This is a genomic window from Sphingobacterium sp. 1.A.5 (genome assembly GCF_002734235.1).
GTDB lineage: Bacteria > Bacteroidota > Bacteroidia > Sphingobacteriales > Sphingobacteriaceae > Sphingobacterium > Sphingobacterium daejeonense.
The window spans coordinates 46,108-63,271 of the sequence record NZ_PEBA01000010.1; the positions used below are offsets into that span (position 1 = coordinate 46,108).

Consider the following 17,164-nt stretch of genomic DNA (forward strand, 5'->3'; position numbering starts at 1 on the left):
TTTCTTATTCATCTTTTCCAGTCAGAAAATTCTATTAACCCATAAATTTTCCTACCTTTAAAAGAGAGGCAAATTGGCAGTCCAAGTTCAATTTTGTCTTCAAAATATCTATTATAAACTTTAAAAATTCCATCAATATATGAAGGATTCCGCAGGAAGAAAATTAAGGGATGCTATCCAATCCGAAACTCCACTCCAAATAGTCGGTGCTATCAATGCCAACCATGCTTTGTTGGCTGAACAATCCGGATTCAAAGCTATTTACCTTTCAGGTGGTGGTGTAGCTGCAGGCTCTTTAGGTATTCCAGATTTAGGTATTACAGGTCTTCAAGATGTGCTTATCGATGTAGAAAGAATTACAAATGTATGTTCACTGCCTTTATTGGTAGACATTGACACAGGATTTGGACCTTCCGCATTCAATATTACACGAACGATACAATCACTTGAGAAGGCAGGTGCTGCCGGTATCCACATGGAAGATCAAGTTGGGGCGAAACGTTGTGGCCACAGACCAGGAAAAGAATTAGTATCAACAGAGGAAATGGTCGACCGCATAAAAGCGGCAGTACATGCAAGAAAAGACCCTGATTTTTTAATTGGTGCTAGAACGGATGCCATAGCGTCTGAAGGCTTGGATAAAGCTCTGGATCGTGCTGTAGCCTATCAAATAGCAGGTGCCGATTTTATATTTGCTGAGGCCGTTCGAAAAATCGAAGATTACACCAGATTTGCCGAAGCTACAGGATTACCCGTCCTTGCCAATATAACAGAGTTCGGCCAGACGGATCTATACACCGTTGAAGAACTTAAAAAAGCCAGAGTTTCCATTGTTTTATATCCTCTATCCGCATTTAGGGCGGCCAATAAAGCAGCTTTAAATGTATATGAACATATTCGTAAAGATGGAACTCAGGCAAATGTAATCGATACTATGCAAACTCGAGAAGAACTATATAAAAGCATAGATTACTATCGTTATGAGAATGAATTAGACCAATTATTTAAAAACAAATGATATGAAAGAAGCCAATGAAACTGGGTTTAAGCCTAAAAAAAGCGTTGCCCTTTCGGGTGTTCCTGCTGGAAACACAGCATTATGTACAGTAGGAAAAAGTGGAAATGACCTTCATTATAGAGGCTACGACATCTTAGATCTTGCAGAAAAAGCAACCTTTGAAGAAGTAGCTTACCTATTAATCCATGGTCATCTTCCAACTGAATCCGAACTTCAACATTATCAACAAAAATTAATTGCTGATCGCGGACTACCTCAACCATTAAAGGATGTCTTGAAATTAATTCCAGAATTTGCGCATCCAATGGATGTCTTAAGAACTTCAGTTTCGGTTTTTGGCACTCTGGAGCCAGAACCACTTATTCACGAAGTTGACACTACTAGAAATATAATCGATCGTTTAATGGCCAGTATGGGATCCGCACTATTATATTGGTACCATTTCAGTCATAATCAGAAAGAAATAGATGTCGAAACCTCTGATGCAACATTGGGAGGCCAATTTCTTCATCTTTTACATGGTGAAGAACCTAGGTCTTCTTGGGTTCATGCAATGCAAGTTTCGCTAAATTTATATGCAGAACACGAATTCAATGCCTCGACATTCACTTCTCGAGTAATTGCAGGAACTGGTTCTGACGTCTATTCGGCAATTTCAGGAGCAATCGGCGCACTTAGGGGCCCTAAGCATGGCGGTGCCAATGAGGTAGCCTATGAAATTCAAGAGCGATATGCCAATGCTGATGAAGCTGAAGCTGACATCAAAAAAAGGCTAGCTAACAAAGAGGTAATCATTGGTTTTGGACATCCAGTCTATACGATTGCCGATCCTAGAAATCAAGTGATAAAAAAAATCGCTAAACAGCTTTCTGAAGAAGCTGGTGATATGCGCCTGTATGATATCGCCGAACGGATAGAAACAGTTATGTGGGATGAAAAAAGAATGTTCCCCAACTTAGATTGGTTTTCCGCAGTTGCTTACCATTTAATGGGCATCCCTACAGATATGTTCACTCCATTATTTGTTATGTCAAGAATTTCTGGATGGGGAGCACATATAATTGAACAAAGAGAGGATGGAAAAATAATCAGACCTAGTGCAAATTATACTGGACCAGAAAACAGAGAATTTGTTCCAATATCAGAAAGAAAATAATAATTCAACAATCATTTAAATAAAATAATGTCTTCACATATTTCAAACAACAGACCCAATCCAGACCAAGTTTTAGTAGATATAGCTGATTATATCCTACAGTATAAAATAGATAGTGATCTAGCTCTAAAAACGGCACATTATTGCTTTCTAGACACATTGGGTTGTGGTTTTGAAGCCTTAACTTATCCTGCCTGCACAAAAATGCTAGGCCCTATTGTACCTGGGACAATTGTTCCTCATGGCGCTAAAGTTCCTGGAACACCCTATCAATTAGACCCTATCCAAGCGGCTTTCAATATCGGAGCTATGGTACGCTGGTTAGATTTCAACGATACATGGTTAGCTGCAGAATGGGGACACCCGTCAGATAATCTTGGTGGAATCCTTGCCGTTGCAGACTGGATCTCTAGAAATCGGATTGCTCAGGGAAAGGAACCTTTGTTAATGATTGAAGTCTTGGAAGCCATGGTTATGGCACATGAGGTGCAAGGTGTCTTAGCGCTAGAGAATTCATTCAATAAAGTAGGTCTAGACCATGTTATCTTGGTAAAAGTAGCTTCAACAGCTGTTGTGAGTAAACTATTGGGTCTTAGCAAAGATGAACTAATCAATGCCCTATCCTTGGCATTCGTAGATGGCCAATCGTTAAGGACATATCGACATGCACCAAACACCGGAAGCAGGAAATCATGGGCTGCTGGTGATGCGACCTCAAGAGCCGTACGGTTGGCATTAATTGCTCAAAAAGGTGAAATGGGCTATCCCTCAGTTTTAACTGCTCCTGTTTGGGGATTTTATGATGTTTCTTTCAAAGGAAACCCTTTTAAGTTCCAAAGACCTTACGGAACGTATGTCATGGAAAATGTACTGTTCAAAATCTCATTCCCTGCAGAATTCCACTCTCAAACAGCTGTGGAAGCAGCAATGACTTTGCACCAACAACTTAAAGATGCTGGGAAAACTTCAGATGACATCAAATCGATCAAAATCCGAACGCATGAAGCCGCTATCAGAATAATCGATAAAAAAGGACCATTGCACAATCCTGCTGACCGCGACCATGCCATTCAATATATGGTAGCAGTGCCTCTAATCTTCGGAAGACTTACAGCTGCTGACTATGAAGACAATGTTGCCGCAGATCCAAGAATCGATGAGCTCCGTGAAAAAATAACATGTTTTGAAGACCCACAATTTACCAAAGACTATCATGATCCAGAAAAACGCTCAATCGCAAATGCTCTGACATTAGAACTGAATGATGGTACGGTATTCGATGAAGTTGTAGTGGAATATCCGATTGGTCACAGAAGACGTAGAGATGAAGGAATCCCTAAATTGATAGAAAAATACAAGATTAATTTAGCTCGTGTTTTTGCAGAAAAACAACAAAAAACAATCCTTGACAATACGCTAGAATACGATAAACTAACCAAAATACCAGTTCATGAACTGGTTGATCTAATGGTATAAAATAAAATGGGGAATCGCTTGATTCCCCATTTTGTTTTTTCTTAAGGCCAGTGCGAAATAAATCCATCATAAAATGTAAAACCTTCATCACGCAATTTCTTCAATGATTCAGGAATTTCCCACTCGTCTCCATATTGAGAAAAGCTTTCGCAGTTCTTGATAAATTCATCTAACCCTATATTATCGATATAACTGAAAACACCTCCTGTCTGAGCTGGAAATCCAATTCCCAACACAGAACCAACGTCTCCATCTTCAGGATAATTTAAAACCCCTTCTTCCAAACATCGATAGCTATCAAGGGCCATAACACCTAATAACCGATCCTGAATATCCTTATCAGAAATTTGAGTATCGAGTTTAGTTAGTTCGCGGTCTTTATAATATTTCTTCGGTTTATCATCTGGATAATCATAGAATCCACGACTCGATTTTCTTCCTGTCCTACCCTTCTTGATCATTCTTTGCAAATAATTATAAACCCTTTTTTGGCTATAACTCATTTCCGGCAACTGTTCATAAACATGTACCATCAATGGCAATGAAATCTCATCCAATACCGCCAATGGACCAACGGCAAAACCAGCGTTTTTAGCACCGATTTCAATTCGCTCCATCGGAATTCCTTCCAGCAACATCGTAATTCCTTCCAACAAATAGTAAAAGAAAATCCTAGAAGTGAAAAATGCATTTCCATCATTGACTACAATAGGAATTTTCTTCAACTTGCCCACAAAATGTAAAGCCTTTTCCAAAGTAATATCGGATGTCTCTTTTCCACAAATAACTTCTACAAGAGCCATACGGTCTACAGGAGAGAAAAAATGCAAACCTATAAAACGACTTGGATCATCGAAATTCTTTGCTAATTTCCCGATCGGTAAAGATGTTGTGTTAGAGGCATATATCCCACTCAACTGCAAATATCCTTTACTTTCCTTTATCACATCAGATTTCAATCGTTTATCTTCAAATACTGCTTCAACGATAATTTCACAACCATCCAGGTCTTCAAGTTCTTCGGTGGCCAAGATGCGTTCCATGATTTTAGGCTTATCCTCTTCTTTCATTTTAGCGAGCTCGATCAGTTTATTACAAACTTTCTCTGAATATGCTCTTCCTTTCTCAGCACTTTGAAGATCGACATCTTTCAAAACCACATCGATTCCCGCTTTGGCAACTTCATAAGCGATGCCTGAGCCCATCATGCCAGCACCAATAACACCAACCTTTGAAATTGAATCTTCCTCTTCCAAATCCTCAGTGCTATCAATAGCTTCTTGAATTGCATAATGAAATGTTCGAACTCTAGCCGTGGTTTCTTTAGCCGTTAATATGCCATAATATGCCAGATGCTCACGCTCCAACAATTCCTTGAAATTCAATCCAGCAGATGCGTTTAATAAACCAAGTAGAACTTCAGTCATTAATGATGGCTTTAAAGACTTAGAATTTAAGATATCCGTACCTTCCTGCAATACAGCATTGTCTATTTTCCACTTGAATTTGTCTTGTTGATTAACCTCTGAATTTTCTGCCAACCAATTTTGAACCTGATCCCACGAGGAAATCCGTCCATTAATTAGACCGACCTTTTCGGCTTCCTCTGGTTTTATCAATTTGCCCGAAGTCAATAGATCATAACAATATTCAGGTTTGAGGATACTGATAAGTTTGGTAAAACTACCATTCCCTGTCAACATGCCAAGGGAACCTTCTGGGAATCCCAATTTTGCTTTTGGTCCAATCGCAATTCTCCTATCAAACAAGAGAAGAAAAGCAGCAGCAAGACCTGTACACCTTTTATCGAACAGAACGACTGTTGGCTTTTCAATTTCCGACAATTCTAAGATCAAACCATCAATAATGTCGAGTTTCTTTATAAAACTGTCATTTTTGGACTGGTCGATCAATTCAGCATAATCTGCATTTTCGAACTTACCCTCTAAGATTAATTGTAAACTAGTACAATCTTCTTTCTTTAAAACGGACAATAAAAGCTCTGTACAAAACTTAAATTCGTCTATAGAAAGGTCGTGCGGACTTGTGCGCACGTTGATCCATCTTAATTGATAAACTCCGTCAGCATTCTTACTCACGCTGATTTGCTCTTTAATTCTTTCTTTAATTTTGCTCATTATCAATTAATTTAGACTGTTATCTATCGTGATGCATAGTCAATTTCATCAATGAATATTTTTGATAAAATCTCTAGCATTATTTCTGAAGTTCCTCCTATAATTGTTCCGACTTTTGCATCTCTGTAAAGCCTTGATATTTTATAATCCTCAGTAAAACCATAACCACCAAACAGCTGCAAGCATTCCCCGATTACTTTGACAGCGAGCTCACTACATTGCAATTTGGCAATAGAACATTCTTTTACTGCATAAACACCTTGATTCTGCAAATCACAACAATATTGCACAAATGCTTTTTGCACCAATATATCTGCCATCATCTGAGACACCCTATGACGAATAACTTGAAAATCCTTCAATTGTTTGTTAAAAGCTGATCTTTCCTTGATGTATTCCAAGGTATAATTAACTGCTGATTCAGCAGTAGCTAAGCTGTGAATAGCGGCCGTCAATCTTTCGAGCTGCAATCCTCCCATCAAATATTTAAACCCTTCACCCAATTCACCAACAAGATTCTCTTTAGGAACAATGACGTTATCAAAAGCCAATTCAGCAGTATCTGAAGCCAACCAACCCATCTTTTTAATCTTATTGGCGGTCACACCTGCAGCATTTCGGTCTATTAGCAATAAACTGACACCTTTTTTTCCAGCTTTGGGATCTGTTTTTACTGCAGTGATAAAAAAATCACCATAATAGCCATTGGTAATAAAAGTCTTTGAACCGTTCACCACAAAATAGTCTCCTTCATCTACAGCGGTAGTTTTGATATTTTGAACATCGGAGCCTGCACCAGGCTCAGTAATTGCAACGGCGCTCACCATTTCACCAGCAATCACTTGAGTAAGATATTTTTCTTTTAAAAATTCTGAACCATATTTCCATAGATAGGTTGCCGACATATATTCAATCACCAAAGCAGAAATCGTGAATCCGCCAGAAAAACATTGCGACAATTCTTCGCAGAATATTTTGGAATAATCAAATTCTAAATTTAAGCCTCCGTATTCTTCAGGGAAGATAAGACCTAAATAGCCCATATCACCCATTTTCTTCCAGATTGACTTATCAATTTCACCTTTTTCTTCCCAAGCATCAACATTTGGAAGGATTTCTTTTTGAATAAATGAACGAAGACTTTCCCTGAAAACTTGATGTTCAGGGTTTAATTGTGTTATTAGCATAAAAGTTTATTTGGTTCAAACGAGCATATCTTTAATAAGCGAGATTATTAAAGAGTAGCTGAAATAAAAGTAGGAAAATTAGGTCAATTAGGCAACTTGGTTCTAGACTATTAAATAGACATAAGGCTAAAGAAAATCAAATTTGAAACAACACATAAAGCTCTAAAAAGGAACTATTCTAAAATTTTTTATTGCCTTATGTGTTGCAGATTGTATGAAAAAAAAAGTAATTATTATGAAAGGATATTCTAAAGCCTTATGTCTAATGTCTTAATTCTAGATTTTACGCAAAATAGTTGCCTTGAACCTCTTTAACTTTCTCATTAAAGATTTCTTCTGGACAATGTAGCAATTGTCTCAACGCAAAAAGTTGATAAAAACTTGGCTCATCGAGAATGTTAAGGAATAAGAAGATTTCTTTCAAAATCAATCTCTCTTTGTCGTCAGATCTAGAAGATAAAATCTCTAAAACCGTCAATTTTATCTCATTCAAACTTAGTTTGTAGTGATTTAGGCCACCTCCCAAACTCCAAAATCCCTGATCGATAATATCTTTGTATTTGATACGATCAAATAGATTAATAATTTGAAGTTGTTGCTCTTCACTTAAATTCTCAAGATTGTTAGTTGATGTAAAACAACTGGTCGCCACTTCCTGTAGCCTATTCTTGAGGTCTTGCCCTTCCAAGGTGTTGTTTGGTATTTCCATATTTTTTGAATTATGATAATTAAAAGCTGAACACCTCCCCAAAATCATGTTGCTATAGCTTTATTGCACATAAACAGAAGGTTGCTACTTATTGAACATAACACTCCTGCTTATCGCGATTATCAATTTTAATCTGCAATAAAAATTTATTTATTACCCAAAGGAATTACCGATACAAAAGTAACTATATTTCAATTACTTTATTATTAAAACAAAATTTTTATAATATTTTTAATGAAGAAAAAATCAAATATTTATCGAATAATAATAAATAAAACATTTTAACTCTAATACTATACTCCTAACTCACAATTATTTATAAATTTTAATATAGAAAACCACATAAAAACTAATTTTAAAATATAAATTAAAAATTATGAAAAGTTAAGTTGGATTTATTTAAATTTTTAAATAAGTATATTAAGTTAATATTAAGTTATGAGGCGTTTAAAAAGCCATCAGGATTCGATGGCTTTAATTTATGGTTTTCTTAGGTAGTAAAATTCTTCTTATTCGAACGTTTTTTGGATAATTCAAACCCCTAAATTAATCAATTACAGCCGAATGAATTTCATAGTAACCCTAATTTATAATAATTATTGTCGAATAAAATCGACAAACAACTTAATTACAAAACATCATTATTATATTTAATTTCAATTATCAAGATTTTTATGACTCCAAAACTCAACACAGCAAGACTTATCCTTCGAGAAATATTAGCGACAGATCGTGATGATCTATATGAAATGGATTCTGATCATCAAGTTCATAAATTTATTTTTAACCAACCGGTTCAATCCATGGAAGAAATAGATAATGCTATAAAGTATATCCAAAAACAATACATTGAGAACGGCATTGGCAGATGGGCAGTTGTGAGCCTAGACACCAATGAAATGATCGGCTGGTGCGGGTTAAAACTTCTAACAGAACCTGTCAACGGCCGAGTAAATGTTTATGATCTTGGATATCGATTCAAGCAACGTCATTGGGGCAAGGGTTATGCTTCAGAAGCATGTAATGCAATAATAGATTATGCAAAAAACAAATTAAAATTAGACTCTCTGATAGCAACTGTCCATCCTGAAAATACCGGATCTAAGAATGTATTAAAAAAACTAGGCTTTAACTTTGGTGAACAATTTGATTATGATGGCTCACCTGCTATTTGGTGTGAATTGAATCTTGAATCAAAATAAACAGCCTTTTTAAATGATAAAACTCGAACCATTCAGTTCGGAAGATTTCCAACGTTTAATTTCATGGGTTACTGACGCTAAAATTTTGGTTCAATTTGCAGGAACAAAATTTAAATATCCGCTATCGACAGATCAATTAGAAGCTCATTTGAATGAGAGCAAGAGGCATGTATTCAAAGGCGTATTAATTCCTGAGAACAATGTTATAGGACATGCTGAAATTCAAGTTGACGAACCTGGAATCGGTTTGATCAGTAGAGTTATTATTGGAGACCCAAACTATAGAGGAAAAGGATTAGGTAAAGAATTGTTATCAGCGGTTTGCAAAAAAGGTTTTGATGAACTCAATCTCCAACAACTCGATTTAAATGTATACGATTGGAATCATCAAGCAATACATTGCTACAGGCAAGTGGGATTTGAAGTAATTCCTTTTAAAAAGAGAATAACAATATTCAATGGAGAAGAATGGAATGTCCTTAGGATGAGGATTTCCAAAAAACTTAATTGAAAATTTTAAGCATCAAGAATCAATAAAATTTATCTGAGAGAATAGCCTTTTTGCTCATCAATTATTTGTAAATTTAATTGACAAATAGATGTAAAAAAAAGGTACTATGGCAACATTTAGTGACAATTTCTCTAAACAAGCATCTATTTATGCTCAGTTTAGACCATCATACCCTCACGAGCTGTATGATTATCTTAGTAGCTTAACTCCTGCCCACGACTTAGCTTGGGACTGCGGAACCGGCAATGGTCAATCTGCAATACATTTAGCTGACTTCTATGATGAAGTATATGCCTCTGACCCAAGTGAGGCCCAAATAAAAAATGCTTTCGACCATGATAAAGTAGTGTATCATGTAGAAAAAGCTGAAGAACCTAAGCTAAATGAGAATTCTGTTGATATTATCACTGTAGCACAGGCAATCCATTGGTTCGATATCGACAAATTTTATGAAGCAGCAAAAAAAGTCCTTAAAAAAGATGGAATAATCGCCGTATGGGCATATGCTGTACCCATTGTTAACAAAGATATTGATCCAATTACCCAACATTTCCATGATAAAATTGTTGGACCTTATTGGCCATCAGAAATCAAATTGCTCCAACAGGGATACACAACTATCCCTTTCCCTTTTCGAGAAATTGAACCACCAGAGTTTTTTATCCGAAAAAAATATAACCTGCAAGATTTCTTGGGACACTTATTGAGTTGGTCTGCTACACAAAGATATATTCAACAAGAAGAAAAAAATCCACTCTCAAAACTCAAAACTGAACTGGAACCTTTTTGGAAAGATGAAACCGAAGCAAAACAAGTGACTTGGAAAATTATTATGAGAGTCGGCAAATTACCAAGCTAGAAGAAAGTTAAATGTCAATAAAACATTTTATAACACGCTCTGTTGTTATAATTGGGTTTGGTGACAAACAGGAAAACGAATTCCAAAAAAAGAGGTTCAGCAGAACCTCTTTCTTTTATGATGCTATTCATCTAATTTTTTCTCAAAAGCTTTTCTTGCACTTCCCCTAAAATAAACCTCCCCACAATACACATAGCCCAATTTCTCCAACACCCTCAACATTCCTACATTATCAAAGTTCGTATCCACCTTCAAGCTCAGAAATCCATTTTTCAAACTTTCCTTCTCGGCTTCTTGAAGCATCCAGGTCGCTTGCCCTTTGACATACTTATCCTGACTTACCGCTATTCTATGAACAACGGAGAATGGGCGGTTTGTTAACCATTGATCAGCAATCGCTTCATACGCAGGCTCACCATCGTAAATTAAAGCAAGGTATCCCGTAAGTTCTCCAGCTTCGTTCAAACTAACATAGCCTTGGCCCTTTTCGATATCCAGCTTCACAACATCCAAATTCGGATAGCCATCCTGCCATTGACTGCTACCCTCCTCTTTTCTTTTAGCTATTGCCTCTTGAATAATAGACCATATTGCTGTCGCCTCATTTAGCTCAGCCTTTCTAAATGTATACCCTGAAAATTGTTCTAATGACATACTCAAATGTATAAAAAAATTCCCCAAAGGGCTTTGGGGAATTTACAGAAACGGGTGTTGAAAACCCATATGAACCAATTTAATTAATGATGATCTATGTTATAGAATTATTTATTCCTTGTTTGTTGTTTTTAAGTTGATGTTTAAAAGTAAGGGGTTATAACTATACTAGACAATTTCCAGTCTAACTATAACCCATCACTAAGGTTGAGTTTAGGTTTTATTTTTAAAGCAGTACCAATGCCCTATTCCAAATCTAACAAGAAACTATTTCCTATCCATCCTGCGCTGTCCTGTAAAAATAACATTTAATAAAAATAGCGAGCCGCTCCTTTCAGAATGACTCGCTAGACAAATAGAAATGAAAAATATTAAGCCGTCTTGACCTTAGGATCAAGTGTACTATATGAAACAGCTTTTACAAAAGCTATTCTATATCCATATGTCAATAAAATATTTTGAATTTCGTTCTCCAGTCGACTTGGTGAATGTACATTTATTACATACTGCTTATCATCCATATCAATTGATATGGAACCCAACTGAGGATATTCTTTCCCTAGTTTTTCAAATATTTGTTGTCTTTGCAATAGAGCTTTCAATGGTGCTCTAAATGATAAAATGTAATTTTCCATGTGGTTAGTTTTTAGTAATTACTGGCCCATCAACCAAAAGATTGTTTAAAATCCTGAATCGTTCCTGATATTTTTGGGCGATTTCAAATTCTTCATTATAAAACTCAAGCTTTTGAATGGGCACAGCGTAAGGCAATGTCCATGCTCGCAATGATTTCGCAACAGCATCCATCGCATTTATACCTTGCATAGCTTGCACACCATCAGCCCAACAAACTAAGCCCACGCGCTGCCCACTTAAATAAGGCTGTGGCATCTTGGCGCTGAATTCCAACCAGTCCAAGCAATTTTTCATTACCCCTGTCATACTACCATGGTATAATGGAGTCAACCAAATTTGCATATCCACACTGCGAAATGTATGATTCATGATTTCAACAGATTTGGGAGTACTATTTAGAGTGAAGTCAAACAGTGGAATCCCCGAATCAGCAACATTAAAAATTTGTGCTTCAACCCCCTTATTCTCTAGATCTTGCTTCAAAAATTCCGAAATTTTAGAAGCTGTTGAAGAGCTCCTTCTCTCTAATGCACCATTATATATTAAAGCTTTCATTTTTTTTAATTCTTTGTAATGACTTTTGGAAGACCAGCTTCACCATACATGATAGTTTTAGCTACTCCTTTTAGCTGCTGGGTAATCAGAATATATAAGGAAGGATGAATTGATTGATGCGCACGAACAACTACTTTTTCACCTTGATATTGGCTTAAATCAGCATTCTGAATGTTCTCCTGCCATATCTTTAAATCCAAACATTCAACATCACAGTAATCCAAATGACTTGCTATTCCTGTCAGGGAATTTGCCAACTGCATATATGCCCAACTTGGAACTATTGCATCGGAAGAACAAAAAATAGCAACAGATTTACCGCTGAATGCTTTCGAGTCAAAAGCAATTATTTTCTCCTTGAATTCTTTTTCTTTCAACATCAAACCCAAATGCAAAAAGTCAGCTATGTCCAATCCTACACTTGATTCTTTTGGTTTAAAATCCAACAAATCTATAGTCAGAATTCCACTCGCCTCTACCTTATTTACAAAGTCTTCAGTCATTTTTTTCTTTTATTTAATTTTTGACCATGCTGATTCATAATTCTTCTCAACCGCTTCCCAATCTAACACCTTCCAGAATGCATCAACATAATCAGCACGTTTGTTCTGATAATTTAAATAATACGCGTGCTCCCAAACGTCAACTCCCAAAATTGGATATCCTTGCGTGGTAATATTAATATCCATTAAAGGGTTATCTTGATTTGGAGTCGAAGAGATTGCCAATGCTCCATTGTGCTTTACTAAAAGCCATGCCCAGCCAGAACCAAATTGACCCAACGCCAAATTTTTGATATCTGCCTTTAGTTGGTCAATAGAACCAAAAGACTTAATAATCTCTTCCTTTAATTTACCTTCAGGCTCAACTTTTGGTGAACTAGAAAGAATCTCCCAAAACAAACTATGATTATAATGACCTCCGCCATTATTGCGTACAGCGGCACTATATTTTGAAATATTTTTGATTATATCCTCCAGTTCCAATTCCTGAGAAATGCCTGAACTTTCCAAAGCTTTGTTTAGATTATCTACATAAGCTTGGTGATGACGGTCATGATGGATTTCCATCGTTTTTGCATCAATATGTGGTTCCAATGCGTCAAAATTATAAGGTAATGGTGCTAATGTATATTTCATGATATTTTGTTTAATTGTGTACAACAAAGTTAACAAAGTCGAGTAATAAAACAAGTTTTTACTTGTTTTATACAAATGGGATTTCTCATTGTTTTTAGAAATAAAAACAGCTCTAAAACACAATAAACAGAGTTTTTAATTAAAAAAAAGATAATTCCTATATGCCTTAGAAAATATTGATTGATTTTTAATGCTTATATTTGCAAAATAAAACAAGGAAAATCTTGCAATATGAAAAAAAGTAATTCGCAGAAAATATTGATGTTGATCAAGATGAGAGGTGAGATTGATGCTGCGACTATTTCAGAAGAATTAGGCATTACGAAGGAGGGTGCTAGGCAACAACTCATTAAGCTTTCTGAAGAAGGCTTGGTAAATTATGAATGCAAAAGCAGCGGTGTCGGAAGACCATTTACTTATTATTCGCTAAGCCAAGCCGGCATGGCAAAATTTCCCGACAGCCACGCCGATATAACCGTGCAATTGCTGAAATCTGTAAAAACATTGTTAGGAGAGAATGCATTAGACCTACTTATTACGGATAGAGAAAAAACTACTTATGCACGATATGAAGCCAAACTTAAAGGCTCCAAAAACCTTGAAGATAAGCTCAACAAATTGAGTAAAGTAAGATCTGATGAAGGCTATATGGCAGAATGGAAAAAAGAAGATGATATTTATTATTTCATCGAAAACCACTGCCCTATTTGTGCCGCAGCTACTGAATGCCAACAATTCTGCAAAGCTGAACTAAAGAATTTCAGATCATTATTAGGGCCTGAACTCAAAATAGACCGAATAAAACATATTTTGGCTGATGAAAACCGTTGTGTATATAAAATAGAAAACCCTTCAAGTTGATTTGAAGGGCTCAATATTTATATATCTCTTTTTCTCTTATTTAATTCCTCAACTAATTTGGATGACCGAAAACTAAATTCCGCACCAAAACTATTGATCACTAATCCTTTAATTAAATTATCCTTCGAAGAAATAGCAAATAAAATGCTCTCATCCCCTGGATCTGTCATTCCTTCAAACCTAAATATTTCATCAATAACAAATTCGTCAGGCGACAATTCTAACGATTGACCAACACAGAACAAACATTCTCCATCTTCCTGAACTAAAAAATCTTCATTATATCCCATTTTTTGAAGATCGTTGACAGCTTCACTCAATGTGTCGTAACTTTTTCTACTTCTTGCTTCCATAATAAATAGATTTTCCAAATTAATTTAATCCTATTCAGATTAGTTGAAATTTAGCAATTTATTCTACAATTTTGAACATCTTTAAGTAAAATATACTTTCCCAATGACACAACTATATTACCGCATCGCAAACCGTTCTGATTTAGATAGAATCGTAGAAATTTACAACACGACTATTTCATCAAGAATGGTTACAGCAGACCTTGAACCTGTGTCAATAGAAAGCCGAGAAAATTGGTTTTATGAACATAACCCTAACAAAAGACCATTATGGGTAATTGAAAAAAATCAAGAAATTATAGGATGGGTAAGTTTCCAATCTTTTTATGGCCGACCAGCATACGACGCAACTGTTGAAGTCAGCATCTACCTTGACCCCAATACAAGAGGACAAGGAATCGGGAAAAAAGCCCTGGAATTCGCCATACTAAATGCTCCACAATTTGGAATTAAAACCTTATTGGGATTTATATTTTCTCACAATGAACCCAGCCTAAAATTATTTGAAAAATTTGGATTCGAAGAATGGGCAAATCTTCCAAATATTGCCAAACTGGATAATGATGAACGGGGCTTGAAAATTTTAGGCAAGCGAATTGCTAGTTAATGATAACACATATTCTATTCGGGTTACAGTCAATTTTATTACACAAAGTATTAATATCAATAAATGGAAATAGCGCTAATTATTTTTGGAAGCTTTTTATTAATTTTTACAGCATTGCCTTTTATCAGGCAGGATCATTGGACTTTTCGCGTTTTTGAATATCCAAGGATTCAAAAATTAGTTCTATCCATATTATGGGTGGTGCTTTGGGCAATCCACAACGACCTTCAAAACATAACCTTATTGATATTTTTAGGCGCAATTATCTGTAATATTGTCTACCTCATTTATCAAATATATCCCTTCACTCCTATTGGAAAAAAGCAAGTATACAAAGCATCTAAAATTGATGACGATAACAGCTTAAAAGTCATGATTTCAAATGTATACGAAGATAACATCAATTATAAAGGTTGCTTGGAAGTAATTCATGAGAACAATCCAGATCTTATCCTCTTATTGGAAACCAGCCACAAATGGGATCGTGAAACGGAATCCTTGGAAAAAGACTATGAACATCATGTGAAAGTCCCTATTGACAACACTTATGGAATGTTGTTTTATTCAAAATTTCCAATCATAGATCCAGAAGTCAAATATCTCGTGGAAGATCAAATCCCAAGCATAGACTGTAAAGTTGAACTTCCTAGCGGGCAGCTGGTCCAAGTATATGCCGTACATCCAACCCCTCCAGTACCGAACGAGAATCCAAGGTCCACGGAAAGAGACAAAGAACTTTTGATCGTCGCTGAAAAAGCAAAAGAATCTAAATTGCCGGTTATAGTAATTGGTGACCTTAATGATGTGGCTTGGAGCTACACCACTGAACTTTTCCTTAAGATGAGCGAACTGTTAGACCCAAGACGCGGAAGAGGATTTTTTAATACATTTCATGCCAAACAACCTCTACTTCAATTCCCGTTAGATCATGCTTTTATCTCAGCAGATTTTAAATTGAGAGACCTGAGAAAATTGGACAATTACGATTCAGATCATTATCCTATATTTGCACATATTCAGTTCGAAGAAAGAGCTGAAGATCAGCAGGAAGAAAACCAATTAGATGCAACTCAAGAAGATAAAGAAGTAGCTGCAGAAAAAAGAAACGCCGACACCTCGGATAATGATTAATTATGAATGATCAGGATAATTACAAGGAAATAAATAAAAAACTTTGGAACGAAAAGACCAAAGCTCATGTCGATACAGAATTCTATGACAACAAAGGATTCCTGGCAGGAAAAAATAGCCTAAACCCAGTAGAAGTAAACCTATTAGGGGATATAAAAGGCAAGAAAATCCTCCATCTACAATGTCATTTTGGACAAGACACGCTTTCCATGGCACGAATGGGAGCTCAAACAACAGGATTGGATCTATCTGACCAAGCTATTGATGTTGCCAAAAATCTCAATAGTCAATTGGGTCTCAATTCTGAATTCATCTGTTCGGATGTATATGACGCCCCGGATTCTCTGAATGAACAATTTGATATAGTATTTACGAGTTATGGAACTATAGGTTGGTTGCCTGATCTTGACAAATGGGCAGCAGTTATCAATAGATGCCTTAAACCTGGTGGAAAATTAGTATTCGTTGAGTTTCATCCTGTAGTATGGATGTTTGATTATGATTTCACAAAATTCAACTATTCCTACTTCAATGATGGTGCAATCATAGAAACTAATGAAGGAACTTACGCCGACCGAAAGGCAGACATTTCAACCAAAGAAGTGTCTTGGAATCATCCCTTATCCGAAGTTTTCCAAGGCTTGATCAAAAATAATATGTCAATAGAATCATTCGAAGAATTTGATTATTCTCCTTACAACTGCTTCAATAATACAATTGAGATCGAACCGAACAAATTCCAGATCAAAGGACTGCAAGGCACAATACCAATGTTATATGCTATAACAGCAGTTAAGAAATAAGAAACTTGCTAATACTGGTTGGTGTCTTCACCAACCAGGGCATGAAATAGCTGGAAGGTTGAGACACCAACCAAGGCATAAATGACACCATCAGGGCATCAACGCCGTGGTCGGTGTCCCCACCGACCACCACATAACACCATTACCAGTGTCTCCACCAGCCAAAAAA

19 protein-coding genes are annotated in these 17,164 nt (G+C 36.2%); 10 read left to right on the forward strand and 9 right to left on the reverse strand.

Going from position 1 to position 17,164, the window contains the following annotated elements; genetic code table 11:
* The first annotated feature begins 139 nt into the window (after window positions 1-139).
* Genes prpB through CRT24_RS06540 form a run of 3 tightly spaced genes read left to right on the forward strand, consistent with a single transcriptional unit; the run spans window position 140 to window position 3,650 of the window.
* The gene (gene prpB / locus CRT24_RS06530; RefSeq protein WP_099370436.1) at window positions 140-1,018 is read left to right on the forward strand and encodes a methylisocitrate lyase; all 879 of its coding nucleotides are present in this window, start codon (window positions 140-142) and stop codon (window positions 1,016-1,018) included.
* A 1-nt stretch (window position 1,019) separates the two neighbouring features.
* Window positions 1,020-2,174 (forward strand): 2-methylcitrate synthase, encoded by a 1,155-nt coding sequence (gene prpC / locus CRT24_RS06535; protein ID WP_099370437.1) that lies wholly within the window; start codon window positions 1,020-1,022, stop codon window positions 2,172-2,174.
* Between the two features lie 27 nt (window positions 2,175-2,201).
* A complete protein-coding gene (locus CRT24_RS06540; RefSeq protein WP_099370438.1) occupies window positions 2,202-3,650 on the forward strand; it encodes a bifunctional 2-methylcitrate dehydratase/aconitate hydratase in 1,449 nt (482 codons plus the stop codon).
* A 41-nt stretch (window positions 3,651-3,691) separates the two neighbouring features.
* Here CRT24_RS06540 and CRT24_RS06545 read toward each other — a convergent pair whose 3' ends face one another.
* From CRT24_RS06545 to CRT24_RS06555, 3 genes are all read right to left on the reverse strand, one after another.
* Window positions 3,692-5,788 carry a 3-hydroxyacyl-CoA dehydrogenase NAD-binding domain-containing protein gene (locus tag CRT24_RS06545; RefSeq protein WP_099370439.1) on the reverse strand — a complete coding sequence of 699 codons (2,097 nt, stop codon included), beginning with the start codon at window positions 5,786-5,788 and terminating at the stop codon, window positions 3,692-3,694.
* 23 nt (window positions 5,789-5,811) lie between these two features.
* The gene (locus CRT24_RS06550) at window positions 5,812-6,975 is read right to left on the reverse strand and encodes an acyl-CoA dehydrogenase family protein (protein ID WP_099370440.1); all 1,164 of its coding nucleotides are present in this window, start codon (window positions 6,973-6,975) and stop codon (window positions 5,812-5,814) included.
* Between the two features lie 283 nt (window positions 6,976-7,258).
* Window positions 7,259-7,684, reverse strand: coding sequence for a hypothetical protein (locus CRT24_RS06555; protein ID WP_138090103.1), 426 nt, complete (start codon window positions 7,682-7,684; stop codon window positions 7,259-7,261).
* Between the two features lie 674 nt (window positions 7,685-8,358).
* On the opposite strand from CRT24_RS06555, the gene CRT24_RS06560 reads away from it, so the two are divergent.
* The 3 genes from CRT24_RS06560 (at window position 8,359) to CRT24_RS06570 (ending at window position 10,256) form a co-directional block, all read left to right on the forward strand.
* Window positions 8,359-8,886, forward strand: a complete 528-nt coding sequence (locus tag CRT24_RS06560; RefSeq protein WP_099370442.1) for a GNAT family N-acetyltransferase — start codon at window positions 8,359-8,361, stop codon at window positions 8,884-8,886.
* 13 nt (window positions 8,887-8,899) lie between these two features.
* A complete protein-coding gene (locus CRT24_RS06565) occupies window positions 8,900-9,397 on the forward strand; it encodes a GNAT family N-acetyltransferase (RefSeq protein WP_099370443.1) in 498 nt (165 codons plus the stop codon).
* A gap of 106 nt (window positions 9,398-9,503) precedes the next feature.
* A complete protein-coding gene (locus tag CRT24_RS06570) occupies window positions 9,504-10,256 on the forward strand; it encodes a class I SAM-dependent methyltransferase (protein ID WP_099370444.1) in 753 nt (250 codons plus the stop codon).
* Window positions 10,257-10,379: 123 nt separating this feature from the next.
* On the opposite strand, the gene CRT24_RS06575 is transcribed toward CRT24_RS06570, so the two are convergent.
* From CRT24_RS06575 to CRT24_RS06595, 5 genes are all read right to left on the reverse strand, one after another.
* Window positions 10,380-10,910: a GNAT family N-acetyltransferase gene (locus tag CRT24_RS06575; RefSeq protein ID WP_099370445.1), complete on the reverse strand. Its 531-nt coding sequence runs from the start codon at window positions 10,908-10,910 to the stop codon at window positions 10,380-10,382.
* A 371-nt stretch (window positions 10,911-11,281) separates the two neighbouring features.
* Window positions 11,282-11,545, reverse strand: a complete 264-nt coding sequence (locus CRT24_RS06580) for a hypothetical protein (protein ID WP_099370446.1) — start codon at window positions 11,543-11,545, stop codon at window positions 11,282-11,284.
* Between the two features lie 4 nt (window positions 11,546-11,549).
* Window positions 11,550-12,101 (reverse strand): NADPH-dependent FMN reductase, encoded by a 552-nt coding sequence (locus tag CRT24_RS06585; RefSeq protein WP_099370447.1) that lies wholly within the window; start codon window positions 12,099-12,101, stop codon window positions 11,550-11,552.
* Window positions 12,102-12,106: 5 nt separating this feature from the next.
* Window positions 12,107-12,604: a DUF2480 family protein gene (locus CRT24_RS06590; protein ID WP_099370448.1), complete on the reverse strand. Its 498-nt coding sequence runs from the start codon at window positions 12,602-12,604 to the stop codon at window positions 12,107-12,109.
* Window positions 12,605-12,613: 9 nt separating this feature from the next.
* Window positions 12,614-13,240, reverse strand: coding sequence for a superoxide dismutase (locus CRT24_RS06595; protein WP_099370449.1), 627 nt, complete (start codon window positions 13,238-13,240; stop codon window positions 12,614-12,616).
* Window positions 13,241-13,471: 231 nt separating this feature from the next.
* Here CRT24_RS06595 and CRT24_RS06600 point away from each other — a divergent pair, with 231 nt between their 5' ends.
* The gene (locus tag CRT24_RS06600; protein WP_099370450.1) at window positions 13,472-14,101 is read left to right on the forward strand and encodes a metalloregulator ArsR/SmtB family transcription factor; all 630 of its coding nucleotides are present in this window, start codon (window positions 13,472-13,474) and stop codon (window positions 14,099-14,101) included.
* A 17-nt stretch (window positions 14,102-14,118) separates the two neighbouring features.
* Here CRT24_RS06600 and CRT24_RS06605 read toward each other — a convergent pair whose 3' ends face one another.
* On the reverse strand, window positions 14,119-14,454 hold the full coding sequence (locus tag CRT24_RS06605; protein ID WP_099370451.1) for a phosphoribosylpyrophosphate synthetase: 336 nt from the start codon (window positions 14,452-14,454) through the stop codon (window positions 14,119-14,121).
* Between the two features lie 103 nt (window positions 14,455-14,557).
* Between CRT24_RS06605 and CRT24_RS06610 the strand changes: the two genes are divergently transcribed.
* From CRT24_RS06610 to CRT24_RS06620, 3 genes are all read left to right on the forward strand, one after another.
* A complete protein-coding gene (locus CRT24_RS06610; RefSeq protein ID WP_099370452.1) occupies window positions 14,558-15,061 on the forward strand; it encodes a GNAT family N-acetyltransferase in 504 nt (167 codons plus the stop codon).
* Window positions 15,062-15,124: 63 nt separating this feature from the next.
* Window positions 15,125-16,192, forward strand: coding sequence for an endonuclease/exonuclease/phosphatase family protein (locus CRT24_RS06615; RefSeq protein WP_099370453.1), 1,068 nt, complete (start codon window positions 15,125-15,127; stop codon window positions 16,190-16,192).
* A gap of 2 nt (window positions 16,193-16,194) precedes the next feature.
* Window positions 16,195-16,995, forward strand: a complete 801-nt coding sequence (locus tag CRT24_RS06620) for a class I SAM-dependent methyltransferase (protein ID WP_099370454.1) — start codon at window positions 16,195-16,197, stop codon at window positions 16,993-16,995.
* The last annotated feature ends 169 nt before the right edge of the window (window positions 16,996-17,164 follow it).